We start from the raw sequence: 20,974 nt of genomic DNA, 5'->3' as shown, positions 1-20,974 counted from the left end.
ATTTTACCACAGCATTACTGATTTGAATAGCTGTTCCCGGTTGAATTTTGTTCTTCAAAATCAAAAGAAATCGAATAACCGATAAATAAACCGTAGAGTGCGAACAAACAAAGTGATGTGATCAATGTATTTAAATCCAGGTTTTTCAGATGCGGCAAATGGTTTAAAAACGGTCGACACAGGAAAAAAACGCCCCCCCATAAGCATAGACCAAATCCAATGGAGAACCACATGGATTTTATCCTGCTGAATGCAACAAGATACAGCATGGCAACGAAGACCGAAAGCACACTGATGCCGGCGACGGCAAGCATCTGTCCGCTTAGCTGACTCCTCCATGACCAATAGGGAAAAGGATCAAATAGCAATGCAGGTCCGATTTTACTAAAATTGAGCAGATAGCAGACTAGCCCGATACTCGCCCAAAAGAAACCACCGAATAATCCGGTAATTGCAGTTCTTCCCAATGACTTAGCTAATGGTTGCTTTTTTTTAGAGGATTTACTTTTTTTTGCTCGTCTGGCCATCGCCCACACTTCTTCCAAACGTTTTTTATGTGCATCATTATGCCCGAAAAGCCTGCAAAGCATGTACATTAAACCGCGGTTCACACGAAAAAAATCCCGATTGGAAATCGTTATACAGGAACAGCAGAAATGTAGAGGTTTTAACTAAATTCAGGTAGAATAAATATAAGTATATAAACATTAAATCAAAAAAGAGATCGGGCTGATTCAATCATGCATAAAAATCTTTCAATATATGGCGGTCAGGCTGTCATTGAGGGTGTAATGATGGGCGGCAAATACACAACGGTAACAGCTGTGCGCCGCAAAGATCATTCCGTCACCTATTTCGAGGCACCTAAAAAAACGTTTCGCTCATTGTCGTTTTTTCGAAAAATACCAATTATACGCGGTATGGTAGCGATTATTGAAGCAAGCGCAATCGGAACAAAACATCTGAATTATGCGTCCGAAGTCTTCGATGAAGATCCAGGCGATGATAAACGTATCGAAAATGAGCCCGAAAGAGGCATTCATCTGGAAACCGTTATTGGGTTAACCGCACTTGGCATCCTGTCCTTTCTGTTTGCCAAATTTGTTTTCACCCTGGTTCCGGCATTCGTCGCCAATCTTTTTGAGCCCATAATATCTGGAGATGCTGCTCAAGTATTGCTTGAAGGTTTCTTTAAAATTCTGCTTCTTGTCGGGTATGTTTATTTTGTTTCGCTTACGCCAATGATGAAAAGACTGTTTCAATATCATGGTGCAGAGCATAAAGTAATCAATACATTTGAAAGCGGCGAATCGCTGACCGTTGCAAATGTAAAGAAGCATTCAAGACTTCATTATCGCTGCGGATCAAGCTATATTCTGTTTACCGCAATAATCAGTATCTTTCTCTATTTCTTCGTCCCGACTGAACCGCTCTGGCTCCGCCTTATTTATCGGGTTGCACTGATTCCGCTCGACCTGGGGCTTGCTTATGAGATCCTTCGGCTGACCAATAAAGTGCGGCATATTCCAGTTCTAAGATGGCTTGGCTACCCGGGACTTTGGGTTCAATTGCTGACGACAAAAGAGCCTGACGACGAACAAATTGAAATCGGTATCTGTGCATTTGAAACCATGCGACGCAGAGAATCGGAAATCGAAAAAAATCAGACACTTGTACAACAAGTGCTGTAACTTAACGGGGGTGAGTGTCCTTGAAAACATTTTTTTATTCTTTGACCTTCCTTATTATCGGAGGGCTCGGACTTTTCGGACTGCTCTCCATGTTTCTGCCGAGCCAGAAAACAGTGATTATTACTCAATTGATTATTTTGGCTCTCGTTGTCATCATTGGTTTATTCTTTTTCAGACGTCTTGCAGAATGGACCGGGAATGTTGATCAGGCACGCTATAAGAAAGCAGCGCGCCAGTCACGAAGACGGAGAAGGGTTGCCGCTTACAGCAGGAAAACGCGTAATATGCATGCAGCAACAAAGCTTAAAGTAATCAAAAATGGTACGTATTCGATAAAAAAACTGACACACCAACAGAATAAAGAGCATGGTCATTTAACCGTCATTGAAGGGCGAAAAAACAAAAAAAAGAAAAGATTACTTTTTTAATACTGTAAGCAAATATATATTTTTAATAACGAATAAGTGCAACGGCAGTTTCGCCAGGGGCTCTGGCGAAGCCATTGTCTTCCTGACGATTTTCCGGAGACCGTGAGAACTCTGGAAAAAATACCTTTATCATTTGCTCTGTTAAATTTTTCGGCTCATTTATACTCATAAGCCACTTTGTGATGAAAAATAACATGCTTCACTAACAACAGAACCACCATTTGGGGATGTCTCAAAAGTTTCTTAACGGCGAGACATCCCCTATTTGATATGAGCTCACGCAGATGATCCGCGAAGGTTCAAAGCTACCGGATTCCACGTTGCTTTTTTTATACGAATACATAGTCCGGAAAATCGAGAATCGGAACAGAACATATTTGATGCGACATATTTAGTTGATTAAAAAAGCAAAGAATAGGGATCCGCACCCTTTGAACGGATTTTTTCTCCGGTTCATACTAATAGCTCCACTGACTTAAAAATTTTCTTGCACAATCCGCCCCAATCTGAAATAGCCGTTCACGTTCTTTTTTGGCGATTTGTAAATCTTTTGTCTGTACACTCCCAATGGGAAGGCAAATAATATTGGAGCCCTTAAGCCTTTCAACCACGCGATCATCATGTGCTTCGCGCATCGCCTTGAAGATACCACGAAAAAGATCTGCTGCATTGTTTATTTTCAAAGTTTCAGCCTCAGAATTTTGATCAACAATTTGCAGACCAAGGAACGGGCGGGCGGGCAGTTCACTCTCCCTGTCATAAATCCACAACGGAAAGTTGCTCAGAACACCTCCGTCAACGATTAGTGATTTAACCCCGCTTGCATCATAAAGTGGGACCGGCTCAAAAAAGAACGGCAGCGAACAGCTCATCCGCACGGCGCGTGCAACCGAAAAGCGGCCCGGCTCAATTCCGTAATCTTGCAGATCATCAGGAATGACGACAAGTTTTGCTTTTGTGGCATCCGATACAACAATCTTCAACCGGTCATCGGGTAAATCAGAAAATGTTTCTATACCCTTCTTCTTTAAAAGTTCCGCAATCCACTGTTCAAGCTGCTTCCCGCTAAACAGCCCCATCTTAAAATAAAGACGCAGCCACTTAACAAGCTGAAACCGTATCCCACCTGCAGAAGGCTCAATCAACTGATTCGTATCCATCTCAGCCATGATCTCTTTTAAATCATTTGCATGATAACCTGCGGCGACAAGCGAAGCAACAATTGAACCAGCGCTTGTTCCTGCCGTTCGTTTGAACGTGTATCCGGCTTTTTCAAGAACGTGAAGTGCCCCGGAAAAAGCAAAGCCTTTAACCCCGCCTCCTGAAAAAACAATATCAATCAGCACATCGCTCACCCTCCTCACTTATCATTAAATGATCGGAAAATGAAAAAGAGACCGGAAGATTGCCTTCCGATCTCTTTTATTCTTCTTCATCGCTTCTTTCCTTTATCTCAAACAACTGGTGCACACGTTGCGGATCTTCTTCAAAATACTGCACAACGTCACCAATCCGATCAATTGAATCCCAGCTGAGGTGATGCTCAATGCCTTCCACATCTTTGTAGACATTTTCTTCATGGACACCAATCAGCTTTAAGAAATCTTCCAGAAGTTCATGTCTGTATACGAGACGCTTCCCCATTTTTTTGCCCTTCGGGGTCAGGATAAAACCTCTGTATTTTTCATAAATTAAATATTGATCTTTGTCCAGCTTCTGTACCATTTTCGTCACGGAAGACGAATGTACATCAAGTGCCTCTGCAATATCTGAAACTCTTGCATAGCCTTTATCCTGAATTAACCAGTAAATACGTTCAATGTAGTCTTCCATACTCGGAGTAGGCGACATCATGTCTCCCCCTAACGGCTTCCCATGTTCACTTTCCCATGTTACTATAATGGCACTTAAAAAACAAGAATTATCCAAATCAATGCAGATGCATATCACACTTGGTACATGCTTTCTCCGCACTTGCGCTTCTCTGCATCTTTCATAAAATTAGATAAATCGTTATAATGATACATGAAAAGAAATAGGGGGACAATGGTCATGGGTTGGATTATTTTAATTGCTATGATTGCTGCATATTTTGGCTATTTTTTTATTGCCAGGTATTTACAGAAACGCTATCTCACTACGCTTTCAGAGGTTGATTTTCGTGCAGGTTACCGTAAAGCGCAACTAATCGATGTGCGTGAACCGGATGAGTTTAAAAACGGACATATTCTGGGTGCAAGAAATATTCCGCTGACTCAATTAAAAATGCGTCATACAGAAGTGCGCCATGATATGCCGATCTATCTGTATGACAGTAATGGAACACGCAGTGCACGGGCTGCACAAGTTCTAAAAAAAATGAACTATACAAATCTTTATCAGCTTGACGGCGGCTTTAAAAAATGGAATGGCCGTATTAAAAAAGGATAATTTAGATTTTTTACAAGGTAAAGTAAGTATATGACAGCCAATCAATCAAACAATGGCTCAGCTGAGCATACGGGCAGATATGCGACAACGGCAAGCAGGCAGGCTACAGCAATGATGCAAACAAAAGGAACAGATTAGCGACTCATGGTCGATCTGGAATAAACAAACAGTGGAAAAAGCACCCATTCGGGTGCTTTTTCTCTGCAAGAAATTTTGTATGGATTGAGCTATATTAAAGCAACATGTTGTTATCACACGAATGACGAAGCTATGAAAAAGTATTTATATGGCGCTCAGCCACGTTTTCTATTTGTATAGAATGGATTATTGCTTTCTATAACGCAAAACCGGATGACGTGCTGCTCTCGTTTCATCAAGCCTGCCGATAACCGTATGATGTGGTGCTTCCTGAACAATCTCGGGTGTATTCTCCGCTTCCTCTGTAATGGCAATCAAATGATCAGCAAAAGCATCTAAAGTTTCTTTTGATTCTGTCTCCGTCGGCTCAATCATCAAAGCCTCGTCAACAAGTAATGGGAAGTAAATTGTAGGCGGATAATAGCCAAAATCGAGCAAGCGCTTTGCTATATCAAGTGTTCGGACGCCTAAATTTTTCTGCCTGCTTCCGGAAAGTACAAATTCATGTTTGCATATTCGCTTAAATGGTGTGTCGAAATGATCGGAAAGCCGTTTTAGCAGATAGTTCGCATTTAAAACAGCATCCTTTGACACTTGCTTAAGCCCTTTACCGCCCATCGTACGAATATAGGCATACGCCCGGACGTTAATCCCGAAATTCCCGTAAAACGCTTTGACACGGCCAATGGATTGCGGACGATTGTTGTCAAAGCCGAAGCTGCCGTCCTGCTTTTTTATGATCAACGGTTTCGGAAGGAACGGTTCAAGCTCTGTTTTAACGCCAACAGGGCCAGAACCCGGTCCACCGCCTCCGTGTGGACCGGTAAAAGTCTTATGAAGATTCAGATGCACAACGTCATAGCCCATATCACCGGGACGCGTCACTCCCATAATCGCATTCATATTGGCCCCATCATAATAAACTTTTCCACCGGCCTGATGAATAATGTCGGCAATCTCCTGAATATTCGTTTCAAATAAGCCCAGTGTATTCGGATTCGTCAACATCAAGGCCGCTGTGGTTTCGTCCGCAACCCTGCGAAGATCATCGATGTCAACCAATCCGTGTGCATTCGATTTAACTGTGACCGCTTCAAAACCCGCGACGGACGCTGAGGCAGGATTCGTGCCATGTGCGGTGTCTGGAATGATCACCTTGGTGCGCTTAAAATCTCCGTTTGCTTCGTGGAAAGCGCGAATAATCATCAAACCAGTCCATTCCCCGTGAGCACCGGCAGCTGGCTGGAGCGTTACCGCATCCATTCCGGTTATTTCCTGAAGATTGTTCTGCAGTCGGTAGAGCAACTCCAGCGCACCTTGGATTGTCTGTTCATCCTGATAAGGATGAATATGCGTCAATCCATCAAGACGGGCAATGTATTCATTCACTTTTGGATTATACTTCATCGTGCAAGAGCCAAGCGGATAAAATCCATTATCTACACCAAAGTTTCTTTTTGAAAGTGCCATATAATGACGAACAAGCTCCAATTCAGATACCTCTGGAAATTCCGGACTGTTTTCACGCAAATAGTCCGGACCAACCATTTCATCAAGCGGCTTTTCCGGAACATCAAGTTCAGGCAGACTGTACGCTGTACGATTTTTTCTGCTGCGTTCAAAAATCAGCGGCTGATTTTGATTAGTCACCGATAATCCCTCCTAATACTTCCGTCAATTGATCAATTTCATTTTTCGTTCTCAGTTCCGTAACAGCAATCAGCATTTTATTCTGCATTTGTTCATAAGCACGCCCTAAATCAAAACCACCGATGATCCCTTTCTCCAGCAGCTGGCGATTTACGCTGGATACCGGTTTGCGGCAATCAATGATGAATTCATTAAAAAATGGATGACCATCGGTAACGGAAATACCTGATTCCTTCAGTTTTCCAGCTGCATAATGCGCTTTTTGAATGTTCTGATAAGCGAGTTCCGTAATGCCCTGCTTTCCAAAAGCATTCATCGCGACTGAAGAAGCCAATGCATTGAGTGCCTGATTAGAGCAAATATTTGATGTTGCCTTTTCTCTTCGGATATGCTGCTCACGCGCCTGAAGTGTCAGCACATAGCCGCGCTGACCTTGTTCATCCACTGTCTCACCAACCAAACGGCCGGGCACTTTTCGTATCAGCTTTTTTGAGACAGCAAAATAGCCGCAGTGTGGCCCGCCAAACGATTCAGTAATACCAAGCGGCTGACAGTCCCCGACAACAATATCTGCCATAAGCTCACCCGGCGAAGTAAGTATCCCTAATGACAGCGGATTGCTGGCAACTATAAAATGTGCTTTCTTTGCTCCATGCACAATTTCCTCAATATCTCTTAATAGCTCAATTTGACCGAAAAAGTTCGGATATTGCACAATCACACAGGATACATGATCATCCATTGCAGCTTCCAGTTTTTTGAGATCGGTGCTTCCGTCAGTACCAGGTACTGTCTCGATATCCAATCCGCGTCCATGTGCATACGTTGCCAGCACTTGACGGTATTCAGGATGAACGGTATCAGAAACAACAATTTTTTTGTTATGGGTGACGCCGCTTGAAAGAAGAGCGGCTTCAGCAAGCGCCGTCGAACCGTCATACATGGACGAATTCGCAGCTTCCATTCCCGTCAATTCACAAATCAATGACTGAAACTCAAATATCGCCTGCAGTTCACCCTGTGAGACCTCAGCCTGATATGGGGTATAAGCCGTATAGAACTCTCCGCGAGAAATCACGCTGTCCACAACAGACGGAATGTAATGTTCGTACACCCCTGCTCCGAGAAATGACGGATATTCACTCGTACTGATGTTTTTTTTGGCAAGTCCATTAAAAAAACGCAACAATTCCGGTTCGGACAGTTTCGGTTCCAGCTTTAATTCTCCCTTAAAACGAATCTTTTCAGGAACATCCGAGAAAAGATCTTCATCCGATTGAACACCAATGGTTGCGAGCATTTCCTGGCGATCTTCCTCCGTCACCGGTAGATAACGAAACTCTGACATATATAAATCCTCCTCAGCTCTTTTTATAGAAAGGGGTCTTGATTACTTTGGCTTTTTTCCTTTTACCTCGAATATCGACTTCCACAATGGTCCCTGTTTTCGTCCAATTACTGTCAATCAGTGCAAGTCCCAGATTTTTACCGAGTGTCGGAGATTGTGTCCCCGTTGTGATCTCGCCGATTTTTGTTGCCTCTGCATAGACAGAGTAATGAGTGCGTGGAATTGCACGGTCAATCATCTCAATTCCGACAATTTTGCGCTTCAATCCATCCGCTTTTTGATTAATCAGTGCAGATTTGCCAATAAAATTTTCACTTTTCTGTGTTTTTACCGCAAAGCCGATTCCTGCTTCAAGCGGTGTAATTTCAGGACTCAATTCCTGCCCGTACAGAGGAAGCCGCGCCTCAAATCGGAGCGTATCACGTGCACCAAGTCCACAGGGAATTAATCCGTCTTTTTCACCGGCGATAAGCAGTGCGGCCCATATTTGCGGCGCCTTTTCCCATGCACAGTAAATTTCAAGGCCATCCTCACCAGTGTAGCCAGTTCGAGAAACAAGACAGGGAATGCCGCCAAGGGGAACGTTTTCGACAAATTTAAAGTGCTTGATCGTTGATAATTCAAAATCAGTAATTTTCTGAACAATGTCCAGAGCCCTTGGTCCCTGGACAGCAAGCAATGCTGTTTTATCCGATTGATCAGTCAGGATAACCTGTTGGGGTGCATGGTCAGAGATCCAAAGAAAATCTTTTTTTATGTTTGCGGCGTTGACCACGAGCTGATAATGATTTTCACTCAGACAGTAAACGAGCAAATCATCGACCGTACCACCATTTTCGTAGCACATTGCTGTATAAATCGCATCTCCCGGCTGCGCTTTCGATATATCATTTGTCACCATCATTTGGAGAAACTGGGCTGCATGGTCACCCCTGACTAGAAACTCACCCATATGTGATACATCAAAGATGCCCGCCGCAGTTCGAACCGCATGATGTTCCTGCTTAATTCCCGATATCTGCACAGGCAATAAATAACCGCCGAAATCAATCAGTTTTGCAGACTGTTTTTTGTAAAAATCATACAATGGCGTTGTCTTCAAATCCGGCATTTTTAATTCCCTCCTGATCAAAATTTTTAAAAACTGCAGGCTGATGTTATTCAGGTTACAAAGCATGTGAGACAAACCAATCTTCATCTTGTATGACCCATGATTTCTAACTTATGTAACAGGATCAATTTTTTATAAAAAAAAGACAGAAGAAGACACTTATCAGTCTTCCCCTGTCCTTATACCTGAAAGTTTATCGCTTTTGCATCAGCCTGAAAAAAGCGGTATCCCCTTTGGTAGCCCCGTGGCACTCTCCAGAGGTGCGTCCATTATGAGTCCTGTTTGCCTGAGAGATTCGCTGTTCGCTTGCTCCTTCGGCGACCGTTTTAAATCGGTCTCTCCCCACAAATTCATCCGCATTTCATTCAATTTATACATCCGTTTAACTCATAGCAATGTCGTACATACTAACAATGTTATCCTACCATTTCAACGATAAATTTAGCAATACTTTGTTCACAAAATTTTAACATACAAAGGTGTTTCAAATGAAATCGCTGATTCATTTTGACAGAAGCTGGCATGAACCATTTTTTAAACGAATTAAAGATGACGGGCCATGGTCAAAAGCAGAACACTTTTCACTTGCCTATCTTGCAGCAAAAGAGCGGATCGTCCCTAACTTTCGCGGCCTGATTGCGCCCAGCCAGCTGCCCCAGCTGACGTTGCATCCTCATCAGGTCGAAACAGCCCGGATGGTCATCGAAGAAATGCACGGCAAGGCCATTCTTGCCGATGAAGTCGGACTTGGAAAGACCATTGAAGCCGGTTTGATCATCAAAGAGTATATGATTCGAGAACTGGTCAAAAAAGTGCTCATTCTGGTTCCCGCTTCTCTTGTACATCAATGGGTTTCTGAACTGAACACTAAATTTTATATTCCTGCCGTTGCCCAGAGGAAAACCTATGTCTGGAGTCAGTGCGACATCGTCGTTTCATCGATCGATACAGCAAAGCGGGAGCCGCACCGTAAACTGGTCAGACAGCAAAATTATGATCTGATTATTATCGATGAAGCACATAAATTAAAAAACCATAAAACAAAAAACTATCAATTTGTTCAATCACTGAAGAAAAAATTTTGCCTGCTGCTTACAGCAACGCCGATCCAGAACCGTGTGAATGAAATCTTTTATCTTGTTTCACTTCTCAAGCCAGGATATCTGGGTGACGCAGAGAACTTTTCCAAAAACTACAAATCAGGTGAGCGAAATGTTAAAAATGAAGCAAAACTGAAAACGCTTGTTAATCAGGTTATGGTACGCAACCGCCGAGAGGATACCGGTCTCAACTGGCCAAAACGTATCATTAAATCATTTGATATTCCTTTTACTGCTGAAGAACAGGCATTTTATGATCGCCTAGCTCTATTGAAACAGAATGAAATGATCCAGCCGTTTACACTGCTCACTCTCCAGCGTGAAGCATGCAGCAGCCGCGAAGCGGTTTTTGTTACGCTCAATAAGATTTATAAAAAAACCGCATCACCAATGAACGAGTATTTGTGGCATGATATTTTTGAAAAATTAAACCGGATCAACCAAAATGCAAAAGCAGAGAAAGTACTCGAACTCATCAGTCAGATTAATGACAAAGTCATTATTTTCACAGAGTATCGTGCGACTCAGCTCTATTTGCAATGGTTTCTGAAAAAAAACGGAATTTCATCAGTCCCCTTCAGCGGTGGATTCAGAAAAAACAAAAAGGATTGGATGCGCATGCTCTTTCAAAATAAAGTTCAGGTGCTTGTTGCCACTGAAGCAGGCGGAGAGGGAATTAACCTACAATTTGCCAGTCATTTAATCAATTACGATTTACCATGGAATCCGATGCGTATCGAACAAAGAATCGGTCGCATTCATCGTCTGGGTCAGAAAAATGACGTGCATATTTATAATCTTGCAACACGGGGAACAGTTGAAAGTCACATTTTACATTTGCTGTACAACAAAATTCATTTATTCGAGCAGGTTGTCGGTGAATTGGACAAAATTCTTACGCACATTGATTTAAAGAACGTGGAACGCCAGGTTTCCCGAATTTTTGAAGAATCCGATTCCGATGGAGAAATAAAAATCAAGTTAGATAATCTTACCAGTGTCATAAATTTTGAGCAGCAACAGTTAGCAAAGGAGGAAAAACATGAATCAAGCGGAAATTCGTGATTTTCTCGAACGCTTTTTTACAAGCTCCGATTGTACCGTGCTCTCTCCAAAAAATGATCCGCATTTTAAAGTAAAACTGACGAAACAAATGGACAAATTATTAATGAATCGTCCATTTTACTGGCATTATATCGAGCAAACCCGTCAGAAAGCAGAAACGGCCGTGCTGGCTTTCAAATTTGATGATCGTACTGAAGATGGTGAACTCATACATTTTGGTTCCCCGCGGCTTCATCAGATCTTTCATGTCACGGAGGAATTAGGGCGTTATATTCGCCTTTACCAAATTATTCCTTATCAACAATCATCTGCTCTTGAGCCGTGGATTGGTATAAATATGAAAGTCAGCTATCAATGTGATCTGAAAAAGGAGCGCTTAACTTCCATTGGGCTTCAACTCATTAACGGCACGCTGATTGAAGGATTTCAGACAATGCTTACTCGCCTGCGCCTCAATCAAAAACTGCCCGACTATTGCTATACTCTGAAACCTCTGATTACGATTCAAAGCGGTATCAGACGAATTGAACAGTATATCGAATCAGAAATTAATGCCGAGTCCTCAAAGTGGGCAGAAGAAGCGAAAAAGCGATGGGAAAAGGACCAGTCTCTGCTTGATTCCTTTTATGAGCATAGGGCCGAAAAGCCTGAACGCTATGATCTGGAAAAACAGGCGCTTGAGGCACAATACAAACCATATATTCATATTCAACTCATCAATGCTGGGCTGTTTTACCTCAACTCAGCCACTTTTCTGCCCAATACCGTCAAAACCCGTTAATCATTTGAAAAACGGGCAGTAAAATGGAGAGAAACAATAAGAGTACAAAACCGCCGATAAACATGAGCAAAGCTGGTTGACACATGGCCAGCAGCCCCTTGATTTTTTGTTCCATCCTTTTCATCAGTTCGTTGCTGTAATTGTGGAGTCCGTCTCCAAGCGATCCCTGCACACTTCCTTGCACAATGACCGTCTGTAATTCTGGAAGATAGTAAGCAATATTCTCAAGCGTTTTTTCTAATGAGATTCCCTGGGCTAATAAACGATTGATTCGAGTGGATTCCAGTTCAAGGAAAGCTGAGGCGCCTTTTTTTGTGAAGATATCGATTACCTGTCCCATTGACAATCCTGAACGCAGCAGGCTGCTGACGTGAAAAGAAAACTGATACGTATAGTGGAGCTGAATAAACGACTGAATCCATGGCACGCGAGCAATGAATGCAATTTTGGAAAGCAAACTGAAACGGCGAATGAAAAACGCGACTAACAATACAGCAGCAAAAAGAACAACTAAGATGCCCAGCATATAAACTGTGTGTTCAGCAAAAAAAAGCATCCAGCGTGTGATAGCTGGGAGCTCCAAAGCCATTGAGCGATACATTTGAACAAAATTGGGTAATAAAAAACGCCCGACAACGTAAATAATCATAAACAGAAACCAGATGAGAAACAACGGATAGCGAATCAGGCGTGTCAATGTTTGCCGGTAAATTTCCCGTTTCATCAATGAATGTCCATTTTCGATCAGTGCATCAGACAGTTTGCCGCTTGCCTCGGAAAAATAAATGACACAAGAGATATCTTCTGGAAACCGACTTATAAGCAGCGTTTCGTAAAATGGTTTTCCGCCTTTCAAACATTCGATCATTTGCAAGATTTCATTACGGATCCGTGATCTGTTTCGATCTGCCTGAATTTGGAGTGCGCTTTTCAATGGATATCCGCTTTTCATGCATTCTCCAAGATTAATTAAAAAATGAGCCTGTTCCCTTCTCGTCCAGTTTTTTCGCTCGAACATCTTCAGGCGCCCTCCTCGTCGCTTTTTCTGCTATCCACCCAGCTTCGACACCTTCTTCAAGGAAATCTTCAATCGTTTTGTATGCGGGTATGGATGGCCGTTGCATCTTACCTGACAGATAATCATAAAGTGGCATACCGGCAAGAATCTCGAACACCCCGGTTCGCTTTGGATGATGGCGATGCGGACAATCAGGACTGCATGTCTGACCACATTCAGGACATTGAACAGTTACCAGCCGCTCAGCGATAACTGCAACGAGAGTTTCTTTAAGATCAAAACGCGGAATACCCAATTCCGTCATACGCTGCACAGTCAAAGGCGCATTCGACGCGTGAACCGTAGATAGCACGAGATGGCCTGTCAGCGATGCCCGCACAGCTATTTTTGCGGTCTCTTCATCACGGATCTCACCGATCATGATCATATCGGGATCGTGACGAAGCAGTGCGCGAAAGCCACTGGCATAAGTGAAATTAGCCTTTTCGTTGACTTCCATTTGGATAAACGCATCGTATTTCTTCTCAATTGGATCTTCAATGGTAATCACTCTTGAATGGTATCGTTTCTGAAATGCGGAGAGGAGCGCGTAAAGGGTTGTTGTCTTGCCAGATCCGGTTGGACCTGAAATCAAGATCAGCCCGCTTTCATAGGCAAGAAGTGAGGACAAACCTCTTTTTACTTCATCAAATACGGTTAAACTCTCAATCGTTAGTTCATTTTTCTGCGGGAGAATACGAATAACCAGGCTTTCTTTATTTGGGGTTGGCAATACGGACAGTCGAAGTGCAAAGGACTGATGTTTGATCTGTACCTGCATCGCACCGTTTTGTGGGAGGCGGTGTTCGCCGATGTCCATGCCCGCAGAGAATTTGAAGCTGGCGATCAACCGGTCAGCGACTTCAGCATGCAGAAGTTCATGCTCATAAAAATAACCGTTGATTCTGAATTCCACGAGGGTGTGATGGGTACGCGGAATAAGATGAATGTCCGAGGCACCGAAGCCGCACGCATATTCAAGCAGCTTCCTTCTGAGTTCAGTCATGTCTTGATAAGGTTGGGTCATAGGTCACCTGCTTTCAAATTAAATTAGAATGCTAAGCAGGCTTATTTCCAAAAATCAGGGTTAATAATTAATTCTCTATATCTTGAATAAACTCCTTTTTTATTAATTAATTTTTTGGCTTCTTTTTGTTGTAACCTTGATGCCCGCGTTAACTAAGCAACTGTAAAACAGCCGGCACTATGAGAGACTCCGACTGTTAACTGCACTATACAAGTTTACTTTCCTGTTTATGTTTATCTTTTTCTGAAGCAATTCGGCGTAAATCTTCTTTATGATAACCAACAACCAAATGTTTTCCATCCGTAATAATTGGACGTTTTAATAGCTTAGGATCATCTGAAAGCAGCTGAATTGCCTGACTAAGCGGAAGATCGTTCAAATTTACTTTTAAACGTTTATATGTGTCGCTTCGCTTTGCAACCAGTTCTTCAACGCCGGACTTTGACAATTTAAGCAGTTCCATTAATTCATTCGCATTCGGACGATTGCGAAAAAGATGACGCTCTTCATAATTAACTTCGTGATCGGTCAGCCAGACTTTGGTTTTTCTGCATGACGTACAGCTAGGATAGGTATAAAAAATTACTTTAGCCATCAGCCTCCCACCTGTTCCTGTATTGTGTGTATTTTCTTCTACCCGCTACACTAACTTTTTAAACATTTTTGTAAACAAACTGTTAATCTTTACTGTTGATTTTCGTAGCACCAAAATTATATTGATTGATAAGAAAAACCGGGCATAGCCCGGTCCTTATTTCCGCACGATGCGGTGGCTTTCGCGTTGCATACAGGACGTACTTTCACAGGATGCCGTTTGACTGCGATTTACCGACCATTCAGCATGATTTACCGGTCACTAATCATCATTTACCGGTCATCGCGTGTTTTCACAGTTTTCTACCGGAGTCTTTGATCTGTTTGTTTTGTTGACATCATCGCTTCAGTGCTCGCTTGCCGCGGGCAAGCTGGAATCTGCGAGGTCTCCTTTGTCTGCGATCAGCTGAAACGCTCCCCGCAGACGTCCACTCCCCGCGCATTTAATATCCAAAACGTATGTCATTTTAAAGGGTGCCTCCATTGTCAATAGACTTTTGAGACACCTCTTGTTAACGATTAATTTAAAAAATTCAGCGGGTTGACCGCACCGTTATGTGGCGGCGGTGTCCAACGTCCTTTGTATAGTTCAAAATGCAGATGTGATCCGCTTGATTCGCCTGTATTGCCCATCGCACCAATCGACTGCCCCTGAGACACACTCTGTCCATCTGAAACATAGATCGCCGATAAGTGTGCATAAACGGTTGTGTATAGCTGTCCATTGATCACATGTGAAATCATCACACAATTTCCGTAACTTGACGATTGATAAGCGCGGAACACGATGCCATCCGCAGCCGCGTGAATTGGCGTGCCCGTACTGTTGGCAATATCAATGCCCGGATGAAATTCTCCATCAAAGGTTCGATAGCCAAACCCTGAAGAAATATAACCGGCCGCAGGCATCACGAACATACCCTGACTGCTGGAGGAAGAACTGTTGTTCGAATCAGTTGTCTCCGCTGAAGTCTGCGTTGTACTTGTAACTGTGACCGAACGGTTGTGATCAGCTGACGCAGCTTTCTTTTCATCAGCTTTCTTTTTTTCCACTTCAGCTTTTGCCGCCGCATCCGCACGTGCTTTAGCCTGCTGATCCGCCAACTGCTTCTTGATGACCGATTCCTGCGCTCCTAAAATGCCCGCCTGTTCCTTTGAGGACATCATCGTTTTCTCAATATCCGATGCCTGATCCTTTAGGCCGGCAAGCAATTCCTGCTTATGAGCTTTTTCCTGATCAAGATCATTCTTCATTGTCTGAAGCTCATGCAAATCGTTGGACGTCTGTACAAGGACTGCGCGGAGCCGTTTCTGTTTCGTTTTCTGAGCCTGTTTGTCCTTTTTTTGATCAGTGATAATCCGATTATCCTGATCAGTAATCATTTTAAGTGCGAGCAATCGATCCAGAAAGTTACCGAAGCTTTTCGACCCGAACAAAACATCAAGGTAGCGGACTGCGCCCCCGCTTATGTATATTGAACGAAGCCTTCCTTTTAATAATTGATTACGATTTTGTATGCGCTTGTCAATTTTTTTGATTTCGCTTTTGAGTTCAGCCATAGCTCTCTGATTTCTCTGTACACGATTGGAGGTGTCCTCAATTTTCTGATTCGTTGAAGTAATTTTCTTCTCCGATTCTTTTAAATTACTCACAATTGTATCTTGCTTCTCTTGATTGTCTGTCAGCTTTTGCTTAGATTCAGAGATTTGATTTGTATTTTCTTTTTTCTGGCTTTGAATCGCATTAAGCTTAGCCTTCAGTTCAGACTGCGATTCAGCATGTACTGGAATGCCGGTTATACTCCACGCAAGTGTGCATGAAAGGCATACAGCAGCAATTCCGTTCATTTTTAACTTCATAACGACCGAACTCCTTGCAGGCAGACGATGCAGCACATCATCAACACAAATTTCACTGGACTTATAAACTATGTATCAACCCATCTGTTAAATCTTTATATCTCTATTATAACAACAGTTTCTCCCTATTTCCGACAAATTTTGATTACAACTTTATTTCAATTAACCGAAACTAAAAAAGTGTTAAAAAAACGGTCAAAAAGTGAACTGACCTTCTGAAGTTGGCAGCAGCGATTTGAAAAAATGGAAATGAGTGAGTTAAAAAAGAAACGAGGACGTCGCCAACGGGAACCAGAATTGTCTATTACTCTCACAATCAGCGCGCTAAAGAATACAGATCCGGTGATAATAATGTAAAGATGTGGTGTATGCGTGGACTATTATAAATTTCCTTTTTTAATTTCACAATTGACAAATGCATTGTCAGGATCAATCTCTAATATTTTTTTTGCTATCATTTTGCCATCTTCTATTAGTTACCAGTTCAACTGGCTCAATCCTTAAATGTGAAAGATCAGCAAGGTAATCAACATAATTCGGATCGTTCTCACTACTCAATTCAACTGCTTTCTTTGCATGGTACAGGGCTAAATATGGCATTTTGTATGACTTTATCTAATTCATGTCACATTGACAAGACTACTGGCAATAAATTACGACATTTAAGAATTTCTTTCAAAATAGATTGAGCCCAGTAATAGAATAACAAACCCTACATTGAATAATATCGCTGAGCCTAACAGCGGCCATATTAGCCATGAGTACTTTGTAACAGCAAATAACACAGCAAAAATAATTGTTAATATTAGACTAGTATTCCAAACGATTTTTTCAAAAATCATTGCGACTTTGTATTCTATGAGTCGATTACGTTCATCTTTTTCATCTCTAAGATCTTTCGCGCTCGATTTCTTTGATAAGCTTCGCATGATAAAAGAAATCGAGATAAGAAGAGAAAGACTCCCTAAAGCAATCTCTGAAAACGATAGCTCTTTATGTCCGATGACTGTAATTATTATTAAACTAAGAAAAAGCACTCCAAAAAATAAGCCCTCTGCAAAATTACGCTTATGATAGATTCTCATTACTATAGCATTCCTTTCCGGTCGTTTTCTTTTAGACAAAAGAGTTCTTCAATGGGTTGATGGAATAATATTGACAAATGAAAAGCTAACGCAATTGAAGATCGGTGATCGCCTTTTTTATTAATTTATGAATCAGTCATTCTGCCACTCAGTAGCCCAGGCTGCGATCTACACGATTTTCCAGATTTTCGCCAAGTATGAAATGTTTCAGGTTTCGTTCAATCAAAGCAGCTCTTTTTTGATATTTTCCGGGACCTACTCCGAGTGAGTGAGACGTAATGAGTACATTGGAAAAACCCCATAAACGACTCGCTGCCGGCAAAGGTTCTTCAACAGTCACATCAAGTCCTGCACCGCCAACGTTTCCTGACTCAAGCGCTTCGATCAGCGCGGTTTCATCAACAGTGCGGCCTCGGCCGACATTGATGAACAGCGTGCCTCTTTTCATTGAATCGAAACGTTCCCGATTAATGACTGAGTCGGTTTCCTTCGTTAATGGGAGGACGTTAATAACAATATCCGATTCATTTAAAGCGCGGTCAAAGTTGTCCAGATCAAACACTGCGTCAGCATCCTGCGGCACTTTTCCTGCATTTCTTTTTACTGCAAATATCCGTGTGCCGAATGCTTTAAGTCGATGCGCGATTTCCGATCCAATATCTCCAAAGCCAATAATAGTGGCTGTCGATCCGTCAATACTGAGACACTTGCTCCCTTGTTGCCAAAGATGCTGCTGTGCCTGCTTCACATAAAGTGGAATTTCCCGGGCCAACGCCAGTATGAGCGCCAACGTATGCTCCGCACCCTGCACACCAAACACGCCGCTTGAATTTGTAAGCACCACACTTTTTGCAAGATCAGGATGGTTCACAAAATGATTTGCTCCGGCACTTGGCAATTGCAGCCAGCGCAGTAACGGCATCTTTTTCAGCATCTCATCTGAGGGGGCGCCGACAAATGCAACTGCGTCAGAAATAGAAACTCCGTCTGGAATTTTATCCTTCTGTAAAATCACAAAAGAGCATTGGCCCATGGTCGTTTGTTCCAATTTATGAAGTTCCTGCTCGTTCAAAAAAAATTCTTCATTAAAACCAAATACGATTTTATTCATTTGATCACCTGCATTCTTTGAATTCGACTTCTGCCTATAAGCAAGTATATAAGCATTCAAACGATGAAGCGATAAAAATGGCTTTGAAATAACATCCATGCTAAAAATGCATAAAAAACAATACAAAAACTCTGCATTTTTCGATTCATTTACGTTGACACAGCTATAAAAAAACGACTAGTATAAAGTTCACACACACTAACTGAAAAAATTAAAAGCTTCATTTCATTTCACTAAGGAGCGAATGCATATGGCACTGCAACTCATATCAAGAATTGCACCGCAGGAGTATATTTCGGAAGTCGGAGCCTATGATCGACTACCATCTGCATTGAACGCGCGTTTTATCAAAAAAGTACTCTTCCTGCATGGCACCAAATCATTGGGGAAAGCGGAAAAGTACCTGCCGGATTTGCCTGCGCACGGTTTTCATGTCATCGATATCACATTTAACGGTGAATGCTCGAATAACGAAATTGATCGTGTCATTCAATTACTGAAGAACGAAAACGCTGATGCGATCATTGGGCTCGGCGGCGGAAAAGTGATGGATACCGCCAAGGCGGCTGCATATAAAGCCGGATGTGTTCCTGTCATCCTTCTGCCCACAATGGCCAGCAACTGCGCAGCCTGGTCCTGTCTTTCCGTCATGTACAAAGACAACGGCGAATGTATCGGGCATGAGATCTTCCCTTCGCAAACCAGTCTGGTACTGGTTGAACCGCGTGTGATTCTGGATTCACCGATTGATTATTTTATTGCCGGTGTAGCTGATACGATTGCCAAGTGGTATGAATCGGACCTGCAGCTTCAACAGGCAGAACGAAGCGGAATCGCGCTTTATTTTTCACGTGAGGCTGCAAGACAATGCCTTGAAATTCCGCTTCAGCATGCGGAAAAAGCGATTCAGGATATGCGGGAAGGAAAGCTGAGTGACGACTGGATTCAAGTGATGGAAACAAATATTATGGCAAGCGGACTGGTCGGCGGATTCGGCGATGAATATGCACGCGCAACGGCGGCGCACGCCATTCACGATGCGTTAACCATCAGGAAGGAAACACACCATCTGCTGCATGGCATTAAAGTTGCATATGGAATCATGGTAGAGCTCGTTATCGAAGAAAAATTCGATGAAATGAAACGTCTGCTCCCCTTTTATCGCGCACTCAATTTGCCCGTAAGTTTGGAAGATCTGTCTTTAGGAAACATAACCAGGCAGGAAATCCGTGAAATTGCCGTTTCCGCATTAAAGCCGACATCACTGATTCATAAGTACCCAATTCAATGTACGGTCGATCGTGTATATGACGCAATTATCGAACTTGAAAAGTGGGCAAATCAAAACGCAGTAAAGTGACCTGAACCGGCCATCTCTGTGGCGCAGGCACTGATATGATCATCTTAAAATTTTTACCGTCCAAAAAAGAGAAACGATCAGAAATGAATCGCTTCTCTTTTTAAGCTATAAGAAAGTTTATAAATTTTAAGGAACATAGTATAAGTGGTCCGAAAAAACGCCGCGTCCTGCGGCTTATCGGACACTAGGCCGTCCATGGCCGTCGCGACGGCGGCTTCGCCTTCGCCGGAAGCTTGACGAAGCCAGGTTTTCTAATTAAAATCACTGAATTTTACTGTCAATTTTTTCATGAATGAGCGAACCCACTGCAGAGAACATTCGCATTCTTTACATAGCATTTTTGTCGGTCGTAAAAGAATCATTCAAATCAAGTTCAATTGGACAATGATCTGATCCGGCTACTTCACAAAGAATTTTCGCGTCGATCATCCGGTTGCGTAAACGTTCAGAAGTTACGAAATAATCAATACGCCAGCCAATGTTTCTTTGGCGTGCATTGAACTGGAATGACCACCACGTATATGCACCTGTTTGATTCGGATAAAGCGCGCGAAAACTGTCAATAAAACCGCAATCCAGCAACGATGAAAAATCTTGTCTCTCTTCAATGGTAAAGCCTGAATTCCCCTTGTTGCTCTTAGGATAGGTCAAGTCAATTTCTGTATGTGCAACATTGAGGTCTCCACAAAAAATGACCGGTTTGATTTCATCCAATTGTCTCACATAATTTTTGAATGCTGTGCCCCACTCAAGACGATAATCAAGTCTTGTCAGGTCACGTTTCGCATTAGGTGTATAAACCGCGAGCAGGAAAAAACGCTCGTATTCAAGTGTAATCAACCGCCCTTCCTGGTCATGCATATCAATACCCATTCCATAGGTCACATTTACGGGTTTGTATTTGGTGAAAATGGCCGTGCCCGAATATCCTTTACGCACAGCATCATTCCAATATTGATAATAACCTGGCGTATCGAATTGAACCTGGCCCTGATGCATCTTTGTCTCTTGAATACAGAGTGCATCCACATTGTTTTTCTGCATCCAGGCATAGACATCCATTTTTCGCAACAATGCCCGAAAGCCATTAACATTCCATGAGATAAGCTTCATTTTCGTCTCCTTGCAATTCTTATGT

19 protein-coding genes and 1 riboswitch are annotated in these 20,974 nt (G+C 42.5%); of the genes, 6 read left to right on the top strand and 13 right to left on the bottom strand.

All coding sequences use genetic code 11. From position 1 onward, the window contains the following. Positions 1–14 precede the first annotated feature (14 nt). Positions 15–611, bottom strand: coding sequence for a YqhR family membrane protein (locus tag M3N64_RS11570; protein WP_249102365.1), 597 nt, complete (start codon positions 609–611; stop codon positions 15–17). 129 nt (positions 612–740) lie between these two features. Here M3N64_RS11570 and M3N64_RS11565 point away from each other — a divergent pair, with 129 nt between their 5' ends. Together M3N64_RS11565 and M3N64_RS11560 are read left to right on the top strand one after the other, a co-directional pair. Beyond that, positions 741–1,691, top strand: a complete 951-nt coding sequence (locus M3N64_RS11565) for a DUF1385 domain-containing protein (RefSeq protein WP_249102363.1) — start codon at positions 741–743, stop codon at positions 1,689–1,691. Between the two features lie 20 nt (positions 1,692–1,711). Continuing rightward, complete coding sequence (locus M3N64_RS11560; protein ID WP_249102361.1) at positions 1,712–2,119, top strand: hypothetical protein; 408 nt, start codon at positions 1,712–1,714, stop codon at positions 2,117–2,119. 458 nt (positions 2,120–2,577) lie between these two features. Here M3N64_RS11560 and M3N64_RS11555 read toward each other — a convergent pair whose 3' ends face one another. Then, a complete protein-coding gene (locus M3N64_RS11555; protein ID WP_249102359.1) occupies positions 2,578–3,465 on the bottom strand; it encodes a patatin-like phospholipase family protein in 888 nt (295 codons plus the stop codon). Positions 3,466–3,541: 76 nt separating this feature from the next. Beyond that, a complete protein-coding gene (mntR, locus tag M3N64_RS11550) occupies positions 3,542–3,970 on the bottom strand; it encodes a transcriptional regulator MntR (protein ID WP_249102358.1) in 429 nt (142 codons plus the stop codon). Positions 3,971–4,165: 195 nt separating this feature from the next. On the opposite strand from mntR, the gene M3N64_RS11545 reads away from it, so the two are divergent. Beyond that, on the top strand, positions 4,166–4,549 hold the full coding sequence (locus tag M3N64_RS11545; protein ID WP_438271019.1) for a rhodanese-like domain-containing protein: 384 nt from the start codon (positions 4,166–4,168) through the stop codon (positions 4,547–4,549). Between the two features lie 324 nt (positions 4,550–4,873). On the opposite strand, the gene gcvPB is transcribed toward M3N64_RS11545, so the two are convergent. From gcvPB to gcvT, 3 genes are read right to left on the bottom strand one after another with little or no spacing between them, the layout of a single operon-like run. Further along, on the bottom strand, positions 4,874–6,337 hold the full coding sequence (gene gcvPB, locus M3N64_RS11540) for an aminomethyl-transferring glycine dehydrogenase subunit GcvPB (protein WP_249102356.1): 1,464 nt from the start codon (positions 6,335–6,337) through the stop codon (positions 4,874–4,876). Next, a complete protein-coding gene (gcvPA, locus tag M3N64_RS11535) occupies positions 6,330–7,685 on the bottom strand; it encodes an aminomethyl-transferring glycine dehydrogenase subunit GcvPA (RefSeq protein ID WP_249102355.1) in 1,356 nt (451 codons plus the stop codon). Before gcvPA ends, gcvPB begins: the two co-directional genes overlap by 8 nt. Positions 7,686–7,698: 13 nt before the next feature. Next, a complete protein-coding gene (gcvT, locus tag M3N64_RS11530; protein ID WP_249102354.1) occupies positions 7,699–8,796 on the bottom strand; it encodes a glycine cleavage system aminomethyltransferase GcvT in 1,098 nt (365 codons plus the stop codon). A gap of 263 nt (positions 8,797–9,059) precedes the next feature. After that, positions 9,060–9,150: riboswitch (glycine riboswitch) on the bottom strand. A gap of 134 nt (positions 9,151–9,284) precedes the next feature. On the opposite strand from gcvT, the gene M3N64_RS11525 reads away from it, so the two are divergent. Both M3N64_RS11525 and M3N64_RS11520 read left to right on the top strand, forming a co-directional pair. Further along, positions 9,285–10,961 carry a DEAD/DEAH box helicase gene (locus M3N64_RS11525; RefSeq protein ID WP_249102353.1) on the top strand — a complete coding sequence of 559 codons (1,677 nt, stop codon included), beginning with the start codon at positions 9,285–9,287 and terminating at the stop codon, positions 10,959–10,961. Further along, positions 10,939–11,742 (top strand): YqhG family protein, encoded by an 804-nt coding sequence (locus tag M3N64_RS11520; RefSeq protein WP_249102351.1) that lies wholly within the window; start codon positions 10,939–10,941, stop codon positions 11,740–11,742. Before M3N64_RS11525 ends, M3N64_RS11520 begins: the two co-directional genes overlap by 23 nt. Here M3N64_RS11520 and comGB read toward each other — a convergent pair. The 6 genes from comGB to M3N64_RS11490 all read right to left on the bottom strand — a co-directional run bounded on the left by comGB (position 11,729) and on the right by M3N64_RS11490 (position 18,476). After that, on the bottom strand, positions 11,729–12,760 hold the full coding sequence (gene comGB, locus M3N64_RS11515) for a competence type IV pilus assembly protein ComGB (protein ID WP_249102349.1): 1,032 nt from the start codon (positions 12,758–12,760) through the stop codon (positions 11,729–11,731). The two genes, M3N64_RS11520 and comGB, sit on opposite strands and share 14 nt — an antisense overlap. Further along, on the bottom strand, positions 12,708–13,826 hold the full coding sequence (gene comGA / locus M3N64_RS11510) for a competence type IV pilus ATPase ComGA (protein ID WP_249102348.1): 1,119 nt from the start codon (positions 13,824–13,826) through the stop codon (positions 12,708–12,710). Before comGA ends, comGB begins: the two co-directional genes overlap by 53 nt. A gap of 205 nt (positions 13,827–14,031) precedes the next feature. Then, positions 14,032–14,421: a Spx/MgsR family RNA polymerase-binding regulatory protein gene (locus tag M3N64_RS11505; protein WP_249102346.1), complete on the bottom strand. Its 390-nt coding sequence runs from the start codon at positions 14,419–14,421 to the stop codon at positions 14,032–14,034. Positions 14,422–14,939: 518 nt separating this feature from the next. Beyond that, positions 14,940–16,280 carry a murein hydrolase activator EnvC family protein gene (locus tag M3N64_RS11500; protein ID WP_249102343.1) on the bottom strand — a complete coding sequence of 447 codons (1,341 nt, stop codon included), beginning with the start codon at positions 16,278–16,280 and terminating at the stop codon, positions 14,940–14,942. A gap of 662 nt (positions 16,281–16,942) precedes the next feature. Then, the gene (locus tag M3N64_RS11495) at positions 16,943–17,365 is read right to left on the bottom strand and encodes a hypothetical protein (protein ID WP_249102342.1); all 423 of its coding nucleotides are present in this window, start codon (positions 17,363–17,365) and stop codon (positions 16,943–16,945) included. A gap of 148 nt (positions 17,366–17,513) precedes the next feature. Then, a complete protein-coding gene (locus M3N64_RS11490) occupies positions 17,514–18,476 on the bottom strand; it encodes a D-2-hydroxyacid dehydrogenase (RefSeq protein ID WP_249102339.1) in 963 nt (320 codons plus the stop codon). Positions 18,477–18,726: 250 nt separating this feature from the next. Here M3N64_RS11490 and M3N64_RS11485 point away from each other — a divergent pair, with 250 nt between their 5' ends. After that, positions 18,727–19,836 (top strand): iron-containing alcohol dehydrogenase family protein, encoded by a 1,110-nt coding sequence (locus tag M3N64_RS11485; protein ID WP_249102338.1) that lies wholly within the window; start codon positions 18,727–18,729, stop codon positions 19,834–19,836. 327 nt (positions 19,837–20,163) lie between these two features. Here M3N64_RS11485 and M3N64_RS11480 read toward each other — a convergent pair whose 3' ends face one another. Continuing rightward, a complete protein-coding gene (locus M3N64_RS11480) occupies positions 20,164–20,949 on the bottom strand; it encodes an exodeoxyribonuclease III (protein ID WP_249102427.1) in 786 nt (261 codons plus the stop codon). Positions 20,950–20,974: the final 25 nt, after the last annotated feature.

Source organism: Sporolactobacillus mangiferae (genome assembly GCF_023336505.1).
Taxonomy (GTDB): Bacteria; Bacillota; Bacilli; order Bacillales; family Sporolactobacillaceae; genus Sporolactobacillus; species Sporolactobacillus mangiferae.
Note: the sequence above shows the minus strand (reverse complement) of the source record. Positions and strands in the feature narration are given on the sequence as shown.